Source organism: Flavobacterium johnsoniae (genome assembly GCF_001879205.1).
GTDB lineage: Bacteria > Bacteroidota > Bacteroidia > Flavobacteriales > Flavobacteriaceae > Flavobacterium > Flavobacterium johnsoniae_A.
In genome coordinates this window covers 708,961-727,619 of the sequence record NZ_MLFK01000005.1, presented here as the reverse complement: position 1 = coordinate 727,619, position 18,659 = coordinate 708,961, and the positions used below count along the sequence as shown (strand labels likewise).

Genomic DNA, 18,659 nt, shown 5'->3' with positions numbered 1-18,659 from the left:
AAATAAAACCCGACAAGATTTAAAATTTTGTCGGGTTTTGTTTTATTCTAATCTTTTAACTTTAGTAAGTTCCGTTTTGCATTTTTGCCAGCGTTTCTTTTATTTCACTTGCAGTTCCTTCTTCCACCTCCGGCGTTAAATATTTTACCGCTAAAGCCTGTGTTGCAACTGCTCTTTCTTTTTGGCCGTCTTTGTAATACAACTGAGCCAAAGTATCCAGATAATACGGATTGTTTTTAGTTATAATCAAACTATATTCAGACCAGCTTATGGCTGCTTTTATAAAGCTTGAATTTGCCGGTTTTAAAACTACTGTCCATGCTGCCGTATTACAAAGATTTGAATGATACTCTTTAAATGCATTCCATCCGTCATAAGAATAGCTGGAAGACGAATCTAAAGTAGAATATATTGCGTCTAATTTTTCAATTGGGCTTGTCGATGCTAAATTAGAATCAAAGTAGGTGCTGAATTCTCTTAAGAAAGTGGTATTTGAACCATCTTTATCTTCGTTTTGTTCCAAATACGCGAAATAATTTCGGTACGATTCAAAATTGCCTTTTCCTGATGCAATAATCTTTTTATACGTTGCATTGATTTTATCTTTGTTAATTTCTCCCGAAACACCTTCTTGAGATGCGTATGTATTGAGTTGAAATGCATTTGCAATTTCAGCTACTACATTCCCTACATTATGAATTTCTCCTTCTTTGCTATTAAAAGCTGCACGATTATTTTCTATTTCTTCAGAATGTTTTAATAAATAATCGATTGATAAGAAATCGGTATCGTTTAAAATTTTGTCCTCATTAAAAAGCTGTTTCGTAAAACCTTGGTTTTTGATTTCTTTTACTATTGTTTCAACCAAATACAGATCAGGTTTTGCGTCTTTTTGATGTGCTTCAATTAGTTTTTTCCAGGATTGAGCTACTGCTTTTCTGTCTAATGCTGTTTTGGCAAACACAAATTCAGTAGGATTGGTATCATCCACCACAAAATCCGAATCATAATCGTATGATGTTTCTAAAGCTGCCGCTTTATTAAAAGTTTTGATTAAGTCAGTATCTGATGCTTTTTTGTTTTTTAAGGTTTTATCAATAGAGACAAAAGCATCTGCGCGCAAAAGTTTTCGATAAAAATCTCCGTAGTAACTAAACTGATATTGTTTATCTGATAAATTGGATTTTGCTGCCGCTAATAAATCACCGTTTCCGTTTACTACAAATACACTTGGATCATTTGTTATTTTATTGTTTTTCAGCCATTTTTTATCATCGGCTCCAGCCAGATAATAATTAAAAACATCATATTGCGCATTGTACTTATCATACATATTATAGCCAATTTGTGTTTCCTGATCTTTAATAAAAGTATTAAAATCTGCTTGCGCCGAAGTATTTTTACTATCAACCAGCGTTACCAAAAATTTAGTACCTGCTTCTTTGGTTGCTGCAATTGCACTTTTTAGATTATTTTCGATTTTTAACTTGAAATCGTATTTTGTATAATTTGCATCTACCACATAATCTACAGTAGCAACGGCACTATCAACAGCAACGCCTGTTCCAAAATTGTCATCTAATAAAGTATTTTCTTTGCCCGGATAAGTCCACTTCGCAACAACCTTATTTTCTATAGGAGTTACTTTTGAAACCGTAACAACGGGAGCATTTTTTTCGTTTACAAATACAATTGGGCTTTTTCCTGATTTTTCAGAAACTATTAATTCATTTTTTTTACGATCCAAAAAACCTTCGATTTGTAAATTCCCTACAACATCAAAATCGTATTTTATTGTAATTTCTGAAACATCTTTTGGCAAAGCAAATTTTGAAATTTGACTATCTGCTTCATAACCTTCGTAAACTAGATACAAATAATCTGTACGATCAATTTCATAATCAAGATCTAAACTTTTCCATTCAGGATCTACTTTGTTTTTTATATCTGAAACTCGTTGATATTGAACTTCCTCAGTTCCTTTTTGAGTTCCGATATAAAAAGAATTATAAGAAGGATCTAAAAACTTAATTTTAACTTTTTTTGCTTTCTTATCATTTTTATACTCCAGGTCAAAAGAACTTTCTGCTTTTGAAGTTTGAGAAAACAATAGCGAATCTCCTTTAACCTTATATTCTCCTGTATAAAAAACTAATTCGTACTTATTATCGTCTAACAAGTTTAGTTTTATTTTCTGCCCTTTTGTATTAGAAATATAAGTTCCTTTTTCGATCGTTTTTGTTTGAGAAAAAGAAACAAAAACTACACAAAAACACAAAATGAAACTCCAGATGAAATTACGCATAATATAAAAATTTGGCTGTTAATATTAAGCGTAAAGATATTCGATTATTACCTAATAAACAGCCAAAATTTAAAATTTCACCATTTCTTACAGATTGTACTTCATTGAAAAGATAATATAGCGAGGCTGAACGGTATACTGGGAAACTCTTGTGGAGAATTGCGAGAAACTGTCGTCGTTAAGATAAGTTGTGTTTAACAAATTGGTTGCCGATACTTTATATTCCCATTTGCTGTTTTTCTTTTGGTAGATTAGGCTCGCACTCAAAAAATCATATTCATTATCAACTGTTTTGTCTCCATTATAATAATGGTAAAATTCATATTCTGAAACAAAAGAGAAACTATCTAAGAAATAATAATCTAATCTTGCAAATGGTTTATCCGTATAAAAAGTTGAACCGCTGTATTTATTCACTAAAAGATTATAGCCAAACTCAATATTCGGCAGGTTTTTATAATTTGTTGATGCTTTTACGGTATAGCTCTGCACAAAACTTTCTGTCGTTGCTGATTTTTCATTTTGAATATTATTGAATTTTGACCAATTGAAACTCGCATTTACAGAAGCTTTATAATTCTTTAAAAAAGAACGTCCATAATTTCCCATTCCTGAAAAAGTTTCATCAGCTAAATTTGAATTATAAGGCGATGAGGATTGGTTAATTCCATCAAAATTTGCTTCTGTTTTAATAGCATCTACTTTTTTAGTGTAGGTTGCATTGGCAAAAATATTCTCAAAATTAAACATATTGTATTTGAAATAACGAAGTGTATGAACTTGCGAAGTGGCATTTTCTAAAGTCCTGTTGCCACGGAATAAACTGCTGTAATCTGATAAAACAGAACCAGTAGCTAACTGATTAATATCGGTAAAATCGTTTGTCAGGGAGAAATTATAAGTTAAAGTTTCTGATTTTTTAATTTGATACAAGGCGAAAAAATCCGGCAGTATTTTGGTGAAATTTTGAGAAAAATTAGTTCCCTTCTGCATGTTTGTCATTTTATACGAATGGACACTTACACCCGGTGTCAGAGTAAATTTTCCAGTTAGAATTTTATAATGAAAAGCCGCAAAAGCATCATTAAAACTATAATTTACATCGTTATTATTTTGCGGATCATTCAGGTCATTTCTAGATCCGCTATCTAACATTTGAAAGATATGTGAATTAAAATTTTGGTACGAATATGTATTCCCTAATGTAATATTGATGTTGCTTTTTGGCGTTACCATATAATAGTAATCCAGTTTCGCATCGAGTTTATTGGTTTTTACAAAACGGTTCTGATTGTAATCATTTCGATCCTGCCCTAAAATATATCCTGGTAAATCCTTATCATCAAATGGAAGTGTATGCAGATTGGCATTATAAAACGGATTTTCATCCTGGTACAAATGCTGCATTTCAAAAGCAAAAATATTTTTATCACTTTGGGTATAATACAAGCTCAAATTTTGATTAACAGAAGTTGGATCTTGCTTTTTGTTTGTAAAAATGGTTTCTGTAGAAGTTTGATTACCCTCAATTGCTTCACGCAATAAATCAGTATCTTCTTCCTGTTTTGACAACTTGGTTAAAATGTCATAATCAAATTGAAATTTATCATTTGGCTTATAACTAGAACTTAGTTTAAAAAGTCCTAAGTTATTTTTTTGATGCGTTTCCTCATCTCTTTTCTGCTGATCTCCCGATTCTAAAATTGTAGTCTGTGATTTGTTTTCTAAATCGGTTTTTGAAGTCGAAAGAATTCCAAAGCCACTTATATTCCACGATTTTATTGGAGAATAAGAAAAATTAGTCGCGCCAAATTTGGTTTCAATTTCTTTCGCGCGATTGTTTCGAAGAACCGAAATTCCCAAATCATTTGATGAAACATTAAAATTACTGCCTCCTTTTTTCATCATGTTTTTAAATCCGCCTGTGAATTTAAAATAATCCTGTGCCGTTAACGGAAGTTCCCCAATATTATTAAAATTGGTAATTAAATTAATACTGTATTTAGGGCTGTAGTAAAACAATTTCGGATTAATGATATAACGGCTGTCGAGTTCTGCCACACCAATTCCGGCGGTTACATCTCCAAACCAAAAGTTCTTTTTACCTTCTTTCAGTTTAATGTTCATCGCGACATTATCCTGATCGTTTTCTAAACCTTTTAGAGCACTTACTTCGTTGTAATTTCTTAAAACCTGAACTTTGTCAATCGCATCGGCAGGAATATTTTTAACGCCGAGTTTGGTGTCGCCGTCAAAAAAATCTTTTCCTTCAACCATTAATTTGGTTACTTTTTTTCCTTCCACTTCAATTTCGCCATCGGCATTTACCTCAACTCCGGGCAGTTTTTTAAGAACATCCTCGAGTTTTTTTTCAGTTCCTGATTTAAAAGAATCGGCATTGTAAACAATGGTATCCCCTTTTATTGAAACCGGCATTTCCCGAACGATTTCAACACCTTCAAGTTCAATTCCGGTGCCATCTAAAACAATATTCTGAACCATATTTTCAGTTTTGGTCGCAACGGCAATTTCTTTAGATTTCATTCCTAAATAACTCACTTTCACTGTATACGAAGTATTTGGTTTTAAAGTAAGTTGAAATTTTCCTTTATCATTGGTAATTCCGTATGAATCCATTGCTTTTGTCGCATTATTGACCGCCATTATATTGGCCATTTCTAACGGATTTTTCTGCTCGTCCTGAATAAAACCATCAAAACGAACACTTTGCGAAAAGGAAATACAAGTAAAAAGTAAGGCGAATATAAAAAGTATCTTATGCATTATCAGAATATTGGAATTTAGACCCGAATGTTATTTAACAAACGAATCAATTTGAAATTTAGAATGTAATCCATTTTATCTTCCCATCATTGGAGGCGGTCCGCCGGCACGTCCTCGGTTCATTTCTCTAAATTCTTCCATTTTTTTAATCACCGTTTCGTCATATTCTTTTTGAGAAACTACTTTTCCTTTTTTAGAAGGTTTTATTTCGACCTTGTCTTTGGCATTCAAAATAATTTTAGAACATAAAATTGTCGTCTTTCCGTCGTTTACTTCCAAAATCAAACCAGGAAGCCCCCAATAATTCTCAGGCCCCTGATTAACCGGAATTTCCGGTGTATACCATGCTGTTACGATAATTTCTTTCGGAATTTCAAAATTGTCTTCAAAATTGGTTTTGGTATCTCCCGAAGTCTTTTTTGCTTCCTCTTTTTTATCGTCGTTATTTTTGGGTCTAAAATTTCTAAAATCAGTTTTACTGGCTTCTTTTACAGCCGTTGCTTTAAAACAATTGTACCCGCCAATTTGCTTGGTTTCCTGTTCCATCTTCCAATTTAATTTTGGCAGAGAATCTACAACCAGAAATTCTTTTCCCATAAATTCCTTATCCACCGTGTACGATTTACTTTTTACATCTTTATAAAAAGTGCCTCCGCCTCCCATAAAAGAATTCATCATAATACGCATACCGCCGCCCTGTTGTCCGGGAGTTTCGAGTTTTTCTTCTTCTTTATAAATAGAAGCCGTTTTATCAAAATTCAATACGAATGTTTTCTCGAGCATCTTTTTCATGCGCTCTTCCATTGTTTTTTGCATTTCCGGGGTTATGTCGCGGTTTCCGGCTCGCATTCCTTCAAATTTAGGAGCCTGAGTTTTAGATTCGTAAACCGCCATTCCCTGAAAATCTTTTTGTGCCTGTACCTGACTGAAAGCAAGTACTAGAAGTAAATATGATAGTTTTTTCATGTGTTTCTTATTTATATTGTAAAGTCTGGTAAAACTTACATTCAAATGTATTATTAATTTTAAAATACTGAAAATTAAATATATCAATCCTAAAATGAAATCGACAAAATAGGTTGTTTGTAAGACTATTAGAATTTAAAGAAGGCTAAAATAAACCAAATATATAGTTTTAAGTTTTTCTTTGATACAGTTTTTGTACTTTGGCCTATTGAAATTAGTAATTATGAGCAAACCAATGCGACAATTTTTATTACTGCTTTTTGTGGCGTGTTCGTCTTCTTATATTTTTGGGCAAAGCCAAAAAATAAATGCCGCTGTTGTTTCTAAATTTAAAGTCGATATTGATAATTTTATTGGTTTTGATGCTTTTGGATATGGTTATGACGTAAAAAACAATGTTTTTAGAAAGATTAAAGGAAACGAAATATTCGAATACAAAAATGTTTCTTTGGGAAATATCACCAAAATTGACATCCAGAATCCGCTTAAAATTGTTTTATTCTATGAAGATTTTAACAGCGTTGTTTTGTTAGACAATCAACTGAATAAAATGACCGAAATTAATTTTTCTCAAAATGCAATTCCGATAGTTGTAAGCGCTGTTGGAATGTCGACTCAAAATCAACTATGGATTTTTAATACTTTAAATCAGCAGATCGGATTGTTTGATTATTTAAAAAATGAATACAAAACCGTTTCCAATCCTTTTACAGAAAGCATAAAATATTACCAAACAGACTTTAATACTTTCTTTTGGATTGATAAAAAAAACAACTGGTTTTCGTGCGATATTTTTGGAAAAATATCCAATTTAGGAAATGTGCCTGATTTTGATAAAATTGAAATAATAAGTTCTCAAAAATACATTTTCGGCAAAGCTAATTCCTTGTTTTTTAGAGATATTAGCAAAGCCGATGCTACGCTGGATTCTGAAATTGAAATTTTAGAAAAAACGTTTGACAAATTCTATTACAAAGACCAAATTTTATCTATTTTTACAGGCAAAGAAATTGTAAATTATAAAATCGTAACACCGTAATGCACATAGCAATAGCAGGAAATATAGGCGCAGGAAAAACTACATTAACTAAATTATTAGCCAAACATTTTAAATGGGAACCCCATTATGAAGATGTGGTTGATAATCCTTACTTGGACGATTTTTACCATCAAATGGAACGCTGGTCGTTTAATTTACAAATATATTTCCTTAACAGCCGTTTTCGTCAGGTTTTACAAATTCGCGAAAGCGGTAAAAAAATTATTCAGGACAGAACGATTTATGAAGATGCGCATATTTTTGCTCCCAATTTATATTCGATGGGATTGATGACAAGCCGTGATTTCGAAAATTATACTTCTTTATTCGAATTAATGGAATCGCTGGTAAAAGCACCGGATTTATTGATTTATTTAAGAAGTTCAATTCCTAATTTGGTGGGGCAGATTCACAAACGCGGACGTGAATACGAAAATTCAATTTCTATTGATTATTTGAGCCGTTTGAACGAAAGATACGAAGCCTGGATCCAGACTTACACTAAAGGAAAATTATTAATAATTGACGTAGACAATATTAATTTTGTTGATAATCCGGAAGATTTAGGAGACATCATTAATAGAATTGATGCTGAGTTAAACGGATTGTTTTAAAACACAAATTGCACGAAATAAAAAATGCCTCTAAATAATTTTTAGAGGCATTTTCATTTCTAAGAAACTCTGTCAAAGTTTAAAACTTTGACAGAGTTGTTTTATTTAGCAGTCGCTGTACTGATTTTCGCTTCAACTTCTTCTTCTGTTCCTTCGTAAACTTCGGTGGTTGTTTTACCATTTTCAGTTTTTGTTACGGTTCCAATGGCTTTGCCGTTTTCATTTCTTAAATCAACACGAACTGATGTTTTATCATATTTAGTTACATCAAAACAATCCGTTTTTTGGTATTTTCCACTTGTATCAAAATGAGCTAAACATTTAGCTGTTTCTTCTGGAGAACAGCCTTTTTCTTTACACATTTTAATACATTCTTCTTTTGTCATTCCAGACATATCACCGCATTTAGAGATACCGCCGGCATGCATTTCTGTTTTAGTACAGCAAGATCCGTTTGCTGCAATATCTGACGAAGCATGTCCTTCACCTAAAATTGGTGCAATTACCAATCCAATCAAACAGGTCAGCTTAATTAATATGTTCATAGAAGGCCCGGATGTATCTTTAAACGGATCTCCAACTGTATCTCCGGTTACCGCCGCTTTATGGGCATCAGAACCTTTATACGTCATTTCGCCATTAATGACAACTCCGGCTTCAAAAGATTTTTTAGCGTTGTCCCAGGCTCCTCCTGCATTGTTTTGGAAAACTGCCCAAAGAACTCCTGAAACGGTAACTCCAGCCATATACCCTCCTAACATTTCAGCAATTAACTGATTGTTATCTGAGTAAACTAATTTGCCTAAAAGTACAATTGCAATTGGAAAACCAATCGTTAAAATTCCAGGAAGCATCATTTCTCGTAAAGCCGCTTTTGTAGAAATCTCAACACATTTTCCGTATTCTGGTTTTCCGGTTCCCTCCATAATTCCCGGAATTTCTTTAAACTGACGACGTACTTCGTAAACCATATCCATAGCAGCTTTTCCAACAGAATTCATTGCCAAAGCAGAGAAAACCACCGGAATCATACCGCCCACAAATAACATGGCTAAAACGGGTGCTTTAAAAATATTAATTCCGTCAATTCCTGTAAAGGTTACATAGGCTGCAAATAATGCTAATGAAGTTAAGGCTGCAGAAGCAATAGCAAAACCTTTTCCGGTTGCTGCAGTTGTGTTTCCAACAGAATCTAAAATATCTGTTCTTGTTCGAACTTCTTTTGGTAATTCACTCATTTCTGCGATTCCTCCCGCATTATCAGAGATTGGTCCAAAAGCATCAATTGCTAATTGCATAGCAGTAGTGGCCATCATGGCTGAAGCCGCCAAAGCAACTCCGTAAAATCCTGCTAATGCATAGGAAATCCAGATCGCGCCGGCAAATAATAAAACCGTTGGAAAAGTCGAAATCATTCCGGTTGCCAAACCTGCAATTACGTTTGTTCCGGCTCCTGTAGATGATTTTTGAACGATTGCCATAACTGGTTTTGTTCCTAATCCGGTATAATATTCTGTTACTGAAGAAATTGCACCACCCACAACTAAACCAACTAAAGTAGCATAGAAAACACGCATTGATGAAATTGCTTTCGATCCTTCGCCAAAAAAGCTCATCTGCATTGTTTCCGGCAGCATATATTGTACCAAAAAGAAACACGCAACGGCTGTTAGAACAATAGAAACCCAGTTTCCAATATTTAACGCTTTCTGTACTTGTGCTTCTTTTGCATTATCATCTGAGATTTTTACTAAAAGCGTTCCGATAATAGAAAATATAATTCCAAAACCGGCAATTGCCATTGGAAGTAAAATTGGACCAATTCCGCCGAAAGCATCATTGATAAAACCTCCCATATCTTTTATTACGTAGTTACCGAGAACCATAGCAGCTAAAACGGTTGCTACATAAGATCCGAATAAATCAGCTCCCATACCTGCAACATCTCCTACGTTATCTCCTACGTTATCTGCAATTGTTGCAGGATTACGCGGATCATCTTCCGGAATTCCGGCTTCTACTTTCCCTACTAAATCGGCTCCAACATCGGCTGCTTTTGTATAAATTCCGCCTCCAACTCTGGCAAACAAAGCAATAGATTCTGCACCAAGCGAAAATCCTGCTAACGTTTCTAAAACAACAGTCATTGTTTCTGTGTCTTTCCAGACACCCCCGGAAAATAAATTAAAGAAAATTATAAAAAAAGCTGTTAAACCCAATACAGCTAAACCTGCCACACCTAAACCCATTACGGTTCCGCCTCCAAAAGAGACTTTTAATGCCTGCGGTAAACTTGTACGAGCTGCCTGAGTAGTTCTTACGTTTGTTTTAGTTGCTATTTTCATACCAATATTTCCTGCATAAGCTGAAAATAATGCTCCATAAATGAATGCAATTACGATTAATAAATGTGTTTTTACGCCTGGAATAAAAGTAATTCCTGCCAAAGCTAAACTGGCAATAATTACAAAAATCGTTAATAGTTTATATTCGGCTTTTAAGAAAGCTAAGGCTCCTTCATAAATGTAATCTGAAATCTCTTTCATCTTACCATCTCCGGCATCTTGTTTTAAAACCCAACTCCTTTTTATTCCCATGAAAAGTAATCCTAAAACTGCCATGACAATGGGCAGGTAAATCATAATTGAATTCATAATATAGTAATGGTTTTGGTTAATAGTGAATAAACTAACTAAACGAATTTAAACAAAAAAGCAATACTCCTGACGGCAGTATTGCTTTTTTTATAATAGAATAAGGTTAAAATTATTTAATACTAAATAATCCAGCCGGTTTATTTTCAATATCATCAAAACGTTTTGTACACTCTACAATAATTGCATAAGCTTCGTTTACGTCTCCCCATCCTTCTACATCTACTTTTTTGTTTTCAAGGTCTTTGTAAACCTGGAAGAAATGTTCGATTTCTTTTACTAAGTGAGGATTAATATCTGAAAGATCTCCTAATGAATTCCAGATTGGATCTGAAACTGGTACACAAATGATTTTTTCGTCTGGTCCTTTGTCATCTGCCATGTGAAAAACACCAATTGGTTTTACTTCCATAACACATCCAGGAAAAGTTGGTTCGTTTACTAAAACCAATACATCAAGAGGGTCGCCGTCAAGAGCTAAAGTTTCCGGAATAAATCCGTAATCTGCAGGGTACATCATTGAAGAGAATAACATTCTGTCGAAACGCATTCTTTTAATTTCAAAATCGTACTCATATTTATTTCTGCTTCCTCTTGGTATTTCGATTAATACATCGAAAGTTGTTAGTTTGTCTGCGGTCATTTTTGTTTTTTATTATATCTATAATTTCGATTGCAAAAGTAACCAAACTATCCTTTTTTACAATAAAAAACTACATTAATCTACACACTTTTCTTTTAAATAACAGACAGTTAATATGTAATTTTCCTGTTTCGCTTATTTAGGTAATAATGCCAAAGCAAATATGTGGCATAAGATCGGTACGGACTCCATTGCCGGGCATGAATTTCCATTTCCTGTTTGTCATGAATATCAAGCAGTTCTTTGATTGTATTGACCACTGCAATATCACCTAACGGAATCAAATCTGGTTCCTGAAGGCAAAACATTAAATAAATATCAATAGTCCAGTTTCCAATACCTTTCAGCTTAATAAGATCTTCTCGAACCTCTTTTGCAGATTTTGATGCCAGACTTTCAATATCTAATTCTTTATTTAAAATTGCTTCGGCTAAAATCTTAATGTATTTTGTTTTCTGACGGCTTACTCCCAGATTTCGATATTCTTCGTCTGGCAAAACGGCCATCGTTTCAGGATTACAGGTTGTGAATGTTTTTATTTTTAAGAATGTAGCTTTCGCCGAGTCTATAGAAACCTGCTGTTCGAGAATCAACAATACCAAAGTTTCAAAACCCTGCGGACGCCTCGGAATTGGCGGTAATCCATACTTTTCAATTATCTCGCGAAATATTGGATTTTTATTGGTTAAAAAATCAATGGCTTCCTGCATGGTTTATCTTTTATAAGCAATCCAAAATTATAAAAAACGGAACCAATTCCTGCAAAGTTTTTTTAACGCACATTTAAACAGAAATTAAAAATCCGTTCTTATCTGCTTAAATCTGCGTGAAACAAAATATCTCGCATAAAAAAAGCCGCAAAGATTTAAAACTTTGCGACTCTGTAACTTTGAACCTTTGCAACTAAAACTATTAAAAGTAGAATCCGAAAGATCCTTTTATAGCAAATTTAGTAGCATCAGGCATATTTAAATAGCTTCCTCTCCAAGAAAAATCAAGACGGAAAACTTTGAAGATATTTCCAATTCCGGCGTTGTATTCCCAATACACATTTTCCGGTGCATTATATGGTAATCCCGATGCATTTATTTCGCGATTTGCTTTAGAAATGGTTCCATGAACCGCTCTAATACCAACAAATTCTCTCCAATTCAGCTTTCGCATAAACGGAACTCTGGCAAATAATCTTCCGCCAAAATCATGATTCCATTGCAGGGTTGTATATTGATCAGTAACAAACTCGTAGAAGTTTAAGTTACTAAACGTATTTTCAATTGTAAAATAAGTCTGGTTACCCGGAATTACACTCATTAATCCTAACGGAATTGTCCCGAATGTTTTTCCTGTTTCCAAAATAATATTTGATCTTCCTAAAGGACCAATGATAATTGGCTGTTTGTAGAAAACCTGAATTTTTTCATAAGCAAAATCGCTGTCTAAAACTCCTTTAAGACCATAACTAAAGTTTACAAAGAAATGACTGAAAGGACTGTCAACCAAATCTCTCTCTACTCCGTAACCAATAGTTTTTCGGTTTGGCATATACTCAAACTGAATATTGGCTTCAGATTGTTTTACATCGCTTTTAACCACACCCATAGGATTTGCTGCAGTTGGTAAAGTGGTGTAATAATCTAAACTAAACGTCTGAGATGCTGATTCTAATGTTCTGTATGAAAATCCTGCCTGAACAATAAAATTCTTTTTAGGCTCCATTTCGATAGAAACGTTACTCAAATTAATATTCGTTAGTTTTCCGTTACTTCCCGTTGTAAACAAAGCAGAAGAAGCAAAACTACGTCCTAAAATATCATTTGTTGTGGTTAAACTGGCTCCAATTTGTTCAATATCACGCCTGTTTCCTCCGGAAATAATAAGTCGGTTTTTCTTGTCGACCATCCACTTTCCAGAAACACCATATTTAAATTTACTATCGTCAAAGCCATAAGCTGTGTAAGCTTGTATACGCCAAGGATCATTTGGACCAAAATAGGTTCTTCCTCCTACCCTGAGCCTCAGCCCTTCGACTTCATTATATCCAAACGTTGAAAATATCGGCCCGAAATCGAAATTTTTAAATTCGACATAACCACTTCCTAAAATCGAGACGAGACTATATAACTGCTTGAATCGCTTGACGGTTTGCAGCGTATCGAGCATTTTATAAATACCTGCTTCATCCTTATTTAATTTCTCAAAACGATTTTCTTCCCAAAATTCAGGCGGTCGTTCATAAACAGCATTGTCTATAAAATTAACCTCTTCCTTATAGAATTTCTCCGGTTTCTGAATATTGAATTTATGATTACGATACAATGTCGTTCGTTTTCCATAAACTCCTTTTGATTTCTCTTTTTTATTTAAAGCAAAATCAGACATCATATAATCACGGGTCAGCAGAAATACCGAATCGTTTTCTACCTCAAATTCCTGTTCGATATAAATATCTTTTACCCAGTTAATATTGGCGCTTTTGGTAACACCCATATTAATTTTCTTAATAGCAAAAGTGGTATCGTTTACCCAAAAATCTCCCTTAAAGGTTAATTCGTTTTTACGTCTTGGGTAAAAAACAATATTATAACACCATTTTTTATCGACATAAGCACTGTCTTTCAACACATAGTTATAAACATCAATTCCGGTTTTGGAAAGCGGACTTGTAAAGCTTTTATCAAAAAACTTAAGGTGATTATCGTAAATATTATAATCCGAATAAAGATCTTTTACGAAAGCTAAAATCTGCTGATTTCCGTTGAAACCAGACATTTTGTTTCCGGTAAGATTTTCTTTTACTTTCTTTAATTTATTATCACCGTAAACATCATAAACAGATTCGTTAATAAAAATCGGCAGATACGTTTTTCCGGTAACATCTGAAGTATCAACATGATTAAAAACAAACTCCATTCCTTTAAAGAGTTTATTTTTCATAAAAGCACTATCAATTGTGTTCATGTCGAACTCAACTTTTTCGTACTTCTGCATTTGATATTGATTGAATTGGTAAAGTCCGTTTTTACGTTTTCTTTCCCATATTTTCCTCAAAATATCCAAAGCCGGATTGTTCTTTTTTGATGTTTTTCCGGTAAAAATTACAACTTCGTTTAACGCCTCTGGTTCGCTTAAAATGATTTTAAAATCATAATTTACCGCTTTTTCCAAAGGAACTTCTTTATCTGAAAATCCTGCTGACGAAACCAATAAAGCGGTATAAGTATTAGGAGATTCCAGATAAAAACGACCATCTTCGTTAGAAACAATTCCGGTGTTTGAACCTTTAAAAACAACATTTGCAAAAGGTATAGGCTGGTTAGACTTGTCCAAAACAATTCCACTCACTTTCGTTTGTGCAGTAACAATAGCCGCAAATGCGAATACAAAAAATAGGCTGAGTAAAATTATTCTTTTCATTGTCTGGGCAAAAAAAAACTTCATCAATTAACTATGAATGATGAAGTTTTGTGAGTATTTTAAATACGTATTATTTGTATAATACTTTTTTAACTGCTTTTACTACATCACCTGCATTTGGCAGCCAGTCTTTTAATAATACTGGAGAATAAGGTGCAGGAGTATCTGCAGTTGTAATACGTTGAATTGGCGCATCAAGGAAGTCGAAAGCTTGTTCTTGAACGATATAGGTAATTTCAGAAGAAATACTTGCAAATGGCCAGGCTTCTTCAAGAATTACTAAACGATTTGTTTTTTTAACAGATTTAAGAATCGCATCTTTATCCATAGGACGAACCGTTCTTAAGTCGATAATTTCACAAGAAATTCCTTCTTTAGCTAATTCATCTGCAGCGATAAAAGCTTCTTTAATGATTTTTCCAAAAGAAACGATCGTTACATCTGTTCCTTCACGTTTAATATCAGCAACTCCTAATGGAATCGTGTATTCTCCATCCGGCACTTCACCTTTATCGCCATACATTTGCTCAGATTCCATGAAAATTACAGGATCATTATCGCGAATTGCAGATTTTAAAAGTCCTTTAGCATCATAAGGAGTTGAAGGTACCACAACTTTAAGACCCGGAGTGTTTGCAAACCAGTTTTCTAAAGCCTGAGAGTGAGTTGCTCCTAATTGACCTGCAGAAGCAGTTGGCCCGCGAAAAACGATTGGCACATTAAATTGCCCTCCAGTCATTTGACGCATCTTAGCAGCATTATTTATAATTTGATCAATACCAACCAGACAGAAGTTAAATGTCATATATTCTACAATAGGACGATTTCCGTTCATAGCTGAACCTACTGCAATCCCTGTAAAACCAAGTTCAGCAATTGGAGTATCGATTACTCTTTTTTCACCAAACTCAGCAAGCATTCCTTTTGAAGCTTTGTATGCTCCATTGTATTCTGCAACTTCTTCGCCCATTAAATATATGGATTCATCGTGACGCATTTCTTCGCTCATCGCTTCACAAATGGCCTCTCTAAATTGTATTGTTCTCATATTTTATATTGTATGTTGAATTTTCTGAAGAGCAAAAATAAATATTTTAAATAACTTAAAAGCATAAATTGAATTTAAAATCGCATGAAGTTCGTTCTCTCTTTAGCTTTTAACTTTTTAAACTTAATTGTGACATTTACGAAATCGATATAATAGCCGTATAAATCACACTTAAATCTTGTAAAGCATTTTTTAGACAAACTTTTGCCTATTTGTTAATATTATCTCTTCGAAATTCTTTCATCAAAACGCAGAAAATCAAAAATTAGTATTTATCGATCCAAAAATAAAGTCTCTGGAGATTCTCAAATATTGCAAAATTCCTAACAATCAGCACAAATGATTCTTTTTTTATTTTTAGAAACCGATTAAAATCATGTAAAACCATACAATCTTCGAAATCGTAATAGTTTTAAAAAATATTATGCATGCATAGTATAATTATTCCAAATTAAATTCTAAATTTGTAAAAGCATATTATAAATTCAAAATATATACTTATGAAAATACTAGTTTGCATCAGCCATGTGCCTGATACTACTTCAAAAATTAACTTCTCCAATGGTGACTCAGAATTTGACACTAATGGTGTACAATATGTAATTAACCCTAATGACGAATTTGGATTGACTCGTGCAATCTGGTTTCAAGAGCAGCAAGGTGCAAATGTAACAGTTGTAAACGTTGGAGGTCCTGATACTGAACCAACATTGCGTAAAGCTTTGGCAATTGGTGCAAACGAAGCAATTCGTGTAAACGCAAACCCAACGGACGGATTTTTTGTTGCAAAACAATTGGCAGAAGTAATTAAAAACGGAGGTTACGATCTTGTAATTGCAGGAAAAGAATCTTTAGATTATAATGGAGGAATGGTTCCTGGAATGATCGCCGGTATTTTAGGCTCTAACTTCTTAAACTCTTGTACAGCAATAACTGTTGACGGGAATAATGTAAAAGCTGTTCGTGAAATTGACGGTGGAAAAGAAACTGTAAGCACGACTTTACCATTAATTATTGGCGGACAAAAAGGTCTTGTTGAAGAAAAAGATCTTCGTATCCCAAATATGAGAGGAATTATGACTGCAAGAACCAAAGCCTTAACTATTCTTGAGCCGGTTGACGCTCCTGTAAATACAAAAGCGGTAAAATTTGAAAAACCAGCTCCAAAATCAGCAGTAAAATTAGTTTCTCCTGATAATTTAGATGAATTAATCAATTTATTACACAACGAGGCTAAGGTGATTTAAGATATTTATTGATGAATTAAGATTAACGATTTTTGATTGCAGATTTAAAATCAAAAAATTAGTTAATCTAAAATCGTTAATCACAAATCTAAAATCGTTAATCACAAATCTAAAATCTAAAATTGTTATGTCAATATTAATATATGCAGAATCTGCAGAAGGAAAATTTAAAAAAGTAGCTTTCGAATTAGCTTCTTATGCAAAAAAAGTAGCCGAAAGTTTAGGAACAACCGTTACAGCTTTAACTATAAACATCAGCGACGTAAGCGAATTAGGCAAATACGGAGTTGATAAAGTTCTAAAAGTAAACAACGATAAATTAGCAGGTTTTACTGCTAAGGCTTACGGTGATGTGATCAAACAGGCAGCTGAAAAAGAAGGAACAAAAGTAGTTTTACTTTCTTCTACAACAGACAGTATTTATCTTTCATCATTGGTTGCAGTAGCTTTAAATGCCGGTTTCGCATCAAATGTTGTTGGATTACCAGTGAACACTTCGCCTTTCCAGGTAAAAAGAAATGCTTTCTCAAACAAAGCTTTCAACATTACTCAAATCGATACAGATGTAAAAGTTCTTGGATTAGCTAAAAACTCTTACGGAATTTTCGAAAGTGCAGGATCTGCGACTGAAGAAGATTTTAACCCAACAATTGGAGATAATGACTTTGGTGTAAAAGTAGATTCTGTTGAAAAAGTAAGCGGAAAAGTTTCTATCGCTGACGCAGATATCGTAGTTTCTGGCGGACGCGGCTTAAAAGGTCCTGAAAACTGGGGATTAATTGAAGATCTTGCTGCTGTTTTAGGCGCTGCAACTGCATGCTCTAAACCAGTTTCAGATTTAGGATGGAGACCTCACAGCGAGCACGTTGGACAAACAGGAAAACCAGTTGCAACAAACTTATACATTGCAGTAGGTATTTCCGGAGCTATCCAGCACATTGCCGGTATTAACTCATCTAAAGTAAAAGTAGTAATCAATAACGATCCTGAAGCGCCTTTCTTTAAAGTAGCTGACTACGGAATTGTGGGTGATGCTTTTGAAATTGTACCTAAATTAACAGAGAAATTAAAAGCTTTTAAAGCACAACATTCTTAATTCAAGAATTCTCTTTAAAAATATTGCTGCCTAAAAACAAGATATTGTATCTTTGTTTATAGGCAGCTTTTTTGTTCCATATTTTTTGATTAAAATTGCACTTTTATTTTCCAATCAGAAAAAGTATTAAAATGAGGCGCTAAGTGCCTTTTTTACAAACATATATGAGTCTAGTAAAACTATCTATAAAAGGAATTTCATACAGTCAAACTCAAAATGGTGCTTATGCCTTAATTTTGAACGAAGTTGACGGTGAAAGAAAATTACCTATCGTTATTGGTGCTTTTGAAGCCCAGTCGATCGCTATTGCCTTAGAAAAAGAAATAAAACCTCCTCGCCCTTTAACACACGATTTATTTAAAAATTTCGCCGAAAGATTTGATATAGTGGTAAAACAAGTTATCATTCATAAACTTGTTGATGGTGTTTTTTATTCTAGTTTAATCTGCGAAAGAGATAAAATCGAAGAAATTATCGATGCCAGAACTTCTGATGCCATTGCTTTGGCTCTGCGTTTTAATGCTCCGATTTTTACTTATAAAAATATTCTGGACAAAGCCGGAATTTATTTAAAATCGAATACTGCAGATTCTGATCAGGGTTCTCAGGAAATCGATGATGTACTTTCTAATCCGGAAACTTTTGGACACGAAGAAGAAAGCAATCAATCTGGCGACGTATATGCAAAACATAGCCTTCAGGAACTAAACGAGCTTTTAGATCAGGCCGTTTCTCAGGAAGATTACGAAAAAGCAGCAAAAATTAGAGACGAAATCTCGAAAAGATAATTTTAAGGCTGTATGCCATAAGTTTTAGGCTGTAAGCTTAAAGCGAAAAATATATAAAAAC

13 protein-coding genes are annotated in these 18,659 nt (G+C 33.7%); 5 read left to right on the top strand and 8 right to left on the bottom strand.

What is annotated here, in order from left to right; genetic code table 11:
- Positions 1-61: 61 nt before the first annotated feature.
- The 3 genes from BKM63_RS08430 to BKM63_RS08420 form a co-directional block, all read right to left on the bottom strand.
- Positions 62-2,305, bottom strand: a complete 2,244-nt coding sequence (locus BKM63_RS08430) for a hypothetical protein (protein ID WP_071636159.1) — start codon at positions 2,303-2,305, stop codon at positions 62-64.
- A gap of 87 nt (positions 2,306-2,392) precedes the next feature.
- The gene (locus BKM63_RS08425; RefSeq protein WP_071636158.1) at positions 2,393-5,089 is read right to left on the bottom strand and encodes a carboxypeptidase-like regulatory domain-containing protein; all 2,697 of its coding nucleotides are present in this window, start codon (positions 5,087-5,089) and stop codon (positions 2,393-2,395) included.
- A 75-nt stretch (positions 5,090-5,164) separates the two neighbouring features.
- Positions 5,165-6,055, bottom strand: coding sequence for a GLPGLI family protein (locus BKM63_RS08420; RefSeq protein ID WP_071636157.1), 891 nt, complete (start codon positions 6,053-6,055; stop codon positions 5,165-5,167).
- Between the two features lie 223 nt (positions 6,056-6,278).
- On the opposite strand from BKM63_RS08420, the gene BKM63_RS08415 reads away from it, so the two are divergent.
- Entirely contained in the window at positions 6,279-7,094 is an 816-nt protein-coding gene (locus BKM63_RS08415; RefSeq protein ID WP_071636156.1) for a hypothetical protein, read from the top strand.
- A complete protein-coding gene (locus tag BKM63_RS08410) occupies positions 7,094-7,708 on the top strand; it encodes a deoxynucleoside kinase (RefSeq protein ID WP_071636155.1) in 615 nt (204 codons plus the stop codon). The genes BKM63_RS08415 and BKM63_RS08410 overlap by 1 nt, the downstream gene beginning before the upstream one ends.
- Before the next feature lie 101 nt (positions 7,709-7,809).
- Here BKM63_RS08410 and BKM63_RS08405 read toward each other — a convergent pair whose 3' ends face one another.
- The 5 genes from BKM63_RS08405 to BKM63_RS08385 all read right to left on the bottom strand — a co-directional run bounded on the left by BKM63_RS08405 (position 7,810) and on the right by BKM63_RS08385 (position 15,467).
- A complete protein-coding gene (locus BKM63_RS08405; protein WP_071636154.1) occupies positions 7,810-10,362 on the bottom strand; it encodes a sodium-translocating pyrophosphatase in 2,553 nt (850 codons plus the stop codon).
- Between the two features lie 112 nt (positions 10,363-10,474).
- Positions 10,475-11,005 (bottom strand): inorganic diphosphatase, encoded by a 531-nt coding sequence (locus tag BKM63_RS08400; protein WP_071636153.1) that lies wholly within the window; start codon positions 11,003-11,005, stop codon positions 10,475-10,477.
- 110 nt (positions 11,006-11,115) lie between these two features.
- Positions 11,116-11,715 (bottom strand): DNA-3-methyladenine glycosylase family protein, encoded by a 600-nt coding sequence (locus BKM63_RS08395; RefSeq protein WP_071636152.1) that lies wholly within the window; start codon positions 11,713-11,715, stop codon positions 11,116-11,118.
- 202 nt (positions 11,716-11,917) lie between these two features.
- Positions 11,918-14,419: a DUF5686 and carboxypeptidase-like regulatory domain-containing protein gene (locus BKM63_RS08390; protein WP_071636325.1), complete on the bottom strand. Its 2,502-nt coding sequence runs from the start codon at positions 14,417-14,419 to the stop codon at positions 11,918-11,920.
- Positions 14,420-14,489: 70 nt separating this feature from the next.
- A complete protein-coding gene (locus tag BKM63_RS08385; protein ID WP_071636151.1) occupies positions 14,490-15,467 on the bottom strand; it encodes a pyruvate dehydrogenase complex E1 component subunit beta in 978 nt (325 codons plus the stop codon).
- Between the two features lie 500 nt (positions 15,468-15,967).
- Here BKM63_RS08385 and BKM63_RS08380 point away from each other — a divergent pair, with 500 nt between their 5' ends.
- The 3 genes from BKM63_RS08380 to BKM63_RS08370 all read left to right on the top strand — a co-directional run bounded on the left by BKM63_RS08380 (position 15,968) and on the right by BKM63_RS08370 (position 18,598).
- A complete protein-coding gene (locus tag BKM63_RS08380) occupies positions 15,968-16,714 on the top strand; it encodes an electron transfer flavoprotein subunit beta/FixA family protein (RefSeq protein WP_071636150.1) in 747 nt (248 codons plus the stop codon).
- A 127-nt stretch (positions 16,715-16,841) separates the two neighbouring features.
- A complete protein-coding gene (locus BKM63_RS08375; protein ID WP_071636149.1) occupies positions 16,842-17,810 on the top strand; it encodes an electron transfer flavoprotein subunit alpha/FixB family protein in 969 nt (322 codons plus the stop codon).
- Positions 17,811-17,974: 164 nt separating this feature from the next.
- On the top strand, positions 17,975-18,598 hold the full coding sequence (locus BKM63_RS08370) for a bifunctional nuclease family protein (protein WP_071636148.1): 624 nt from the start codon (positions 17,975-17,977) through the stop codon (positions 18,596-18,598).
- Positions 18,599-18,659 lie beyond the last annotated feature (61 nt).

Bases quoted from the DNA above. Each gene is read 5' to 3' on its own strand.
- BKM63_RS08415 (WP_071636156.1), top strand. From the start codon at position 6,279: ATGAGCAAACCAATGCGACAATTTTTATTACTGCTTTTTGTGGCGTGT.
- BKM63_RS08390 (WP_071636325.1), bottom strand. From the start codon at position 14,419: ATGAAAAGAATAATTTTACTCAGCCTATTTTTTGTATTCGCATTTGCG.
- BKM63_RS08395 (WP_071636152.1), bottom strand. From the start codon at position 11,715: ATGCAGGAAGCCATTGATTTTTTAACCAATAAAAATCCAATATTTCGC.
- BKM63_RS08370 (WP_071636148.1), top strand. From the start codon at position 17,975: ATGAGTCTAGTAAAACTATCTATAAAAGGAATTTCATACAGTCAAACT.
- BKM63_RS08380 (WP_071636150.1), top strand. From the start codon at position 15,968: ATGAAAATACTAGTTTGCATCAGCCATGTGCCTGATACTACTTCAAAA.
- BKM63_RS08430 (WP_071636159.1), bottom strand. From the start codon at position 2,305: ATGCGTAATTTCATCTGGAGTTTCATTTTGTGTTTTTGTGTAGTTTTT.
- BKM63_RS08405 (WP_071636154.1), bottom strand. From the start codon at position 10,362: ATGAATTCAATTATGATTTACCTGCCCATTGTCATGGCAGTTTTAGGA.
- BKM63_RS08410 (WP_071636155.1), top strand. From the start codon at position 7,094: ATGCACATAGCAATAGCAGGAAATATAGGCGCAGGAAAAACTACATTA.
- BKM63_RS08420 (WP_071636157.1), bottom strand. From the start codon at position 6,055: ATGAAAAAACTATCATATTTACTTCTAGTACTTGCTTTCAGTCAGGTA.
- BKM63_RS08425 (WP_071636158.1), bottom strand. From the start codon at position 5,089: ATGCATAAGATACTTTTTATATTCGCCTTACTTTTTACTTGTATTTCC.
- BKM63_RS08375 (WP_071636149.1), top strand. From the start codon at position 16,842: ATGTCAATATTAATATATGCAGAATCTGCAGAAGGAAAATTTAAAAAA.
- BKM63_RS08400 (WP_071636153.1), bottom strand. From the start codon at position 11,005: ATGACCGCAGACAAACTAACAACTTTCGATGTATTAATCGAAATACCA.
- BKM63_RS08385 (WP_071636151.1), bottom strand. From the start codon at position 15,467: ATGAGAACAATACAATTTAGAGAGGCCATTTGTGAAGCGATGAGCGAA.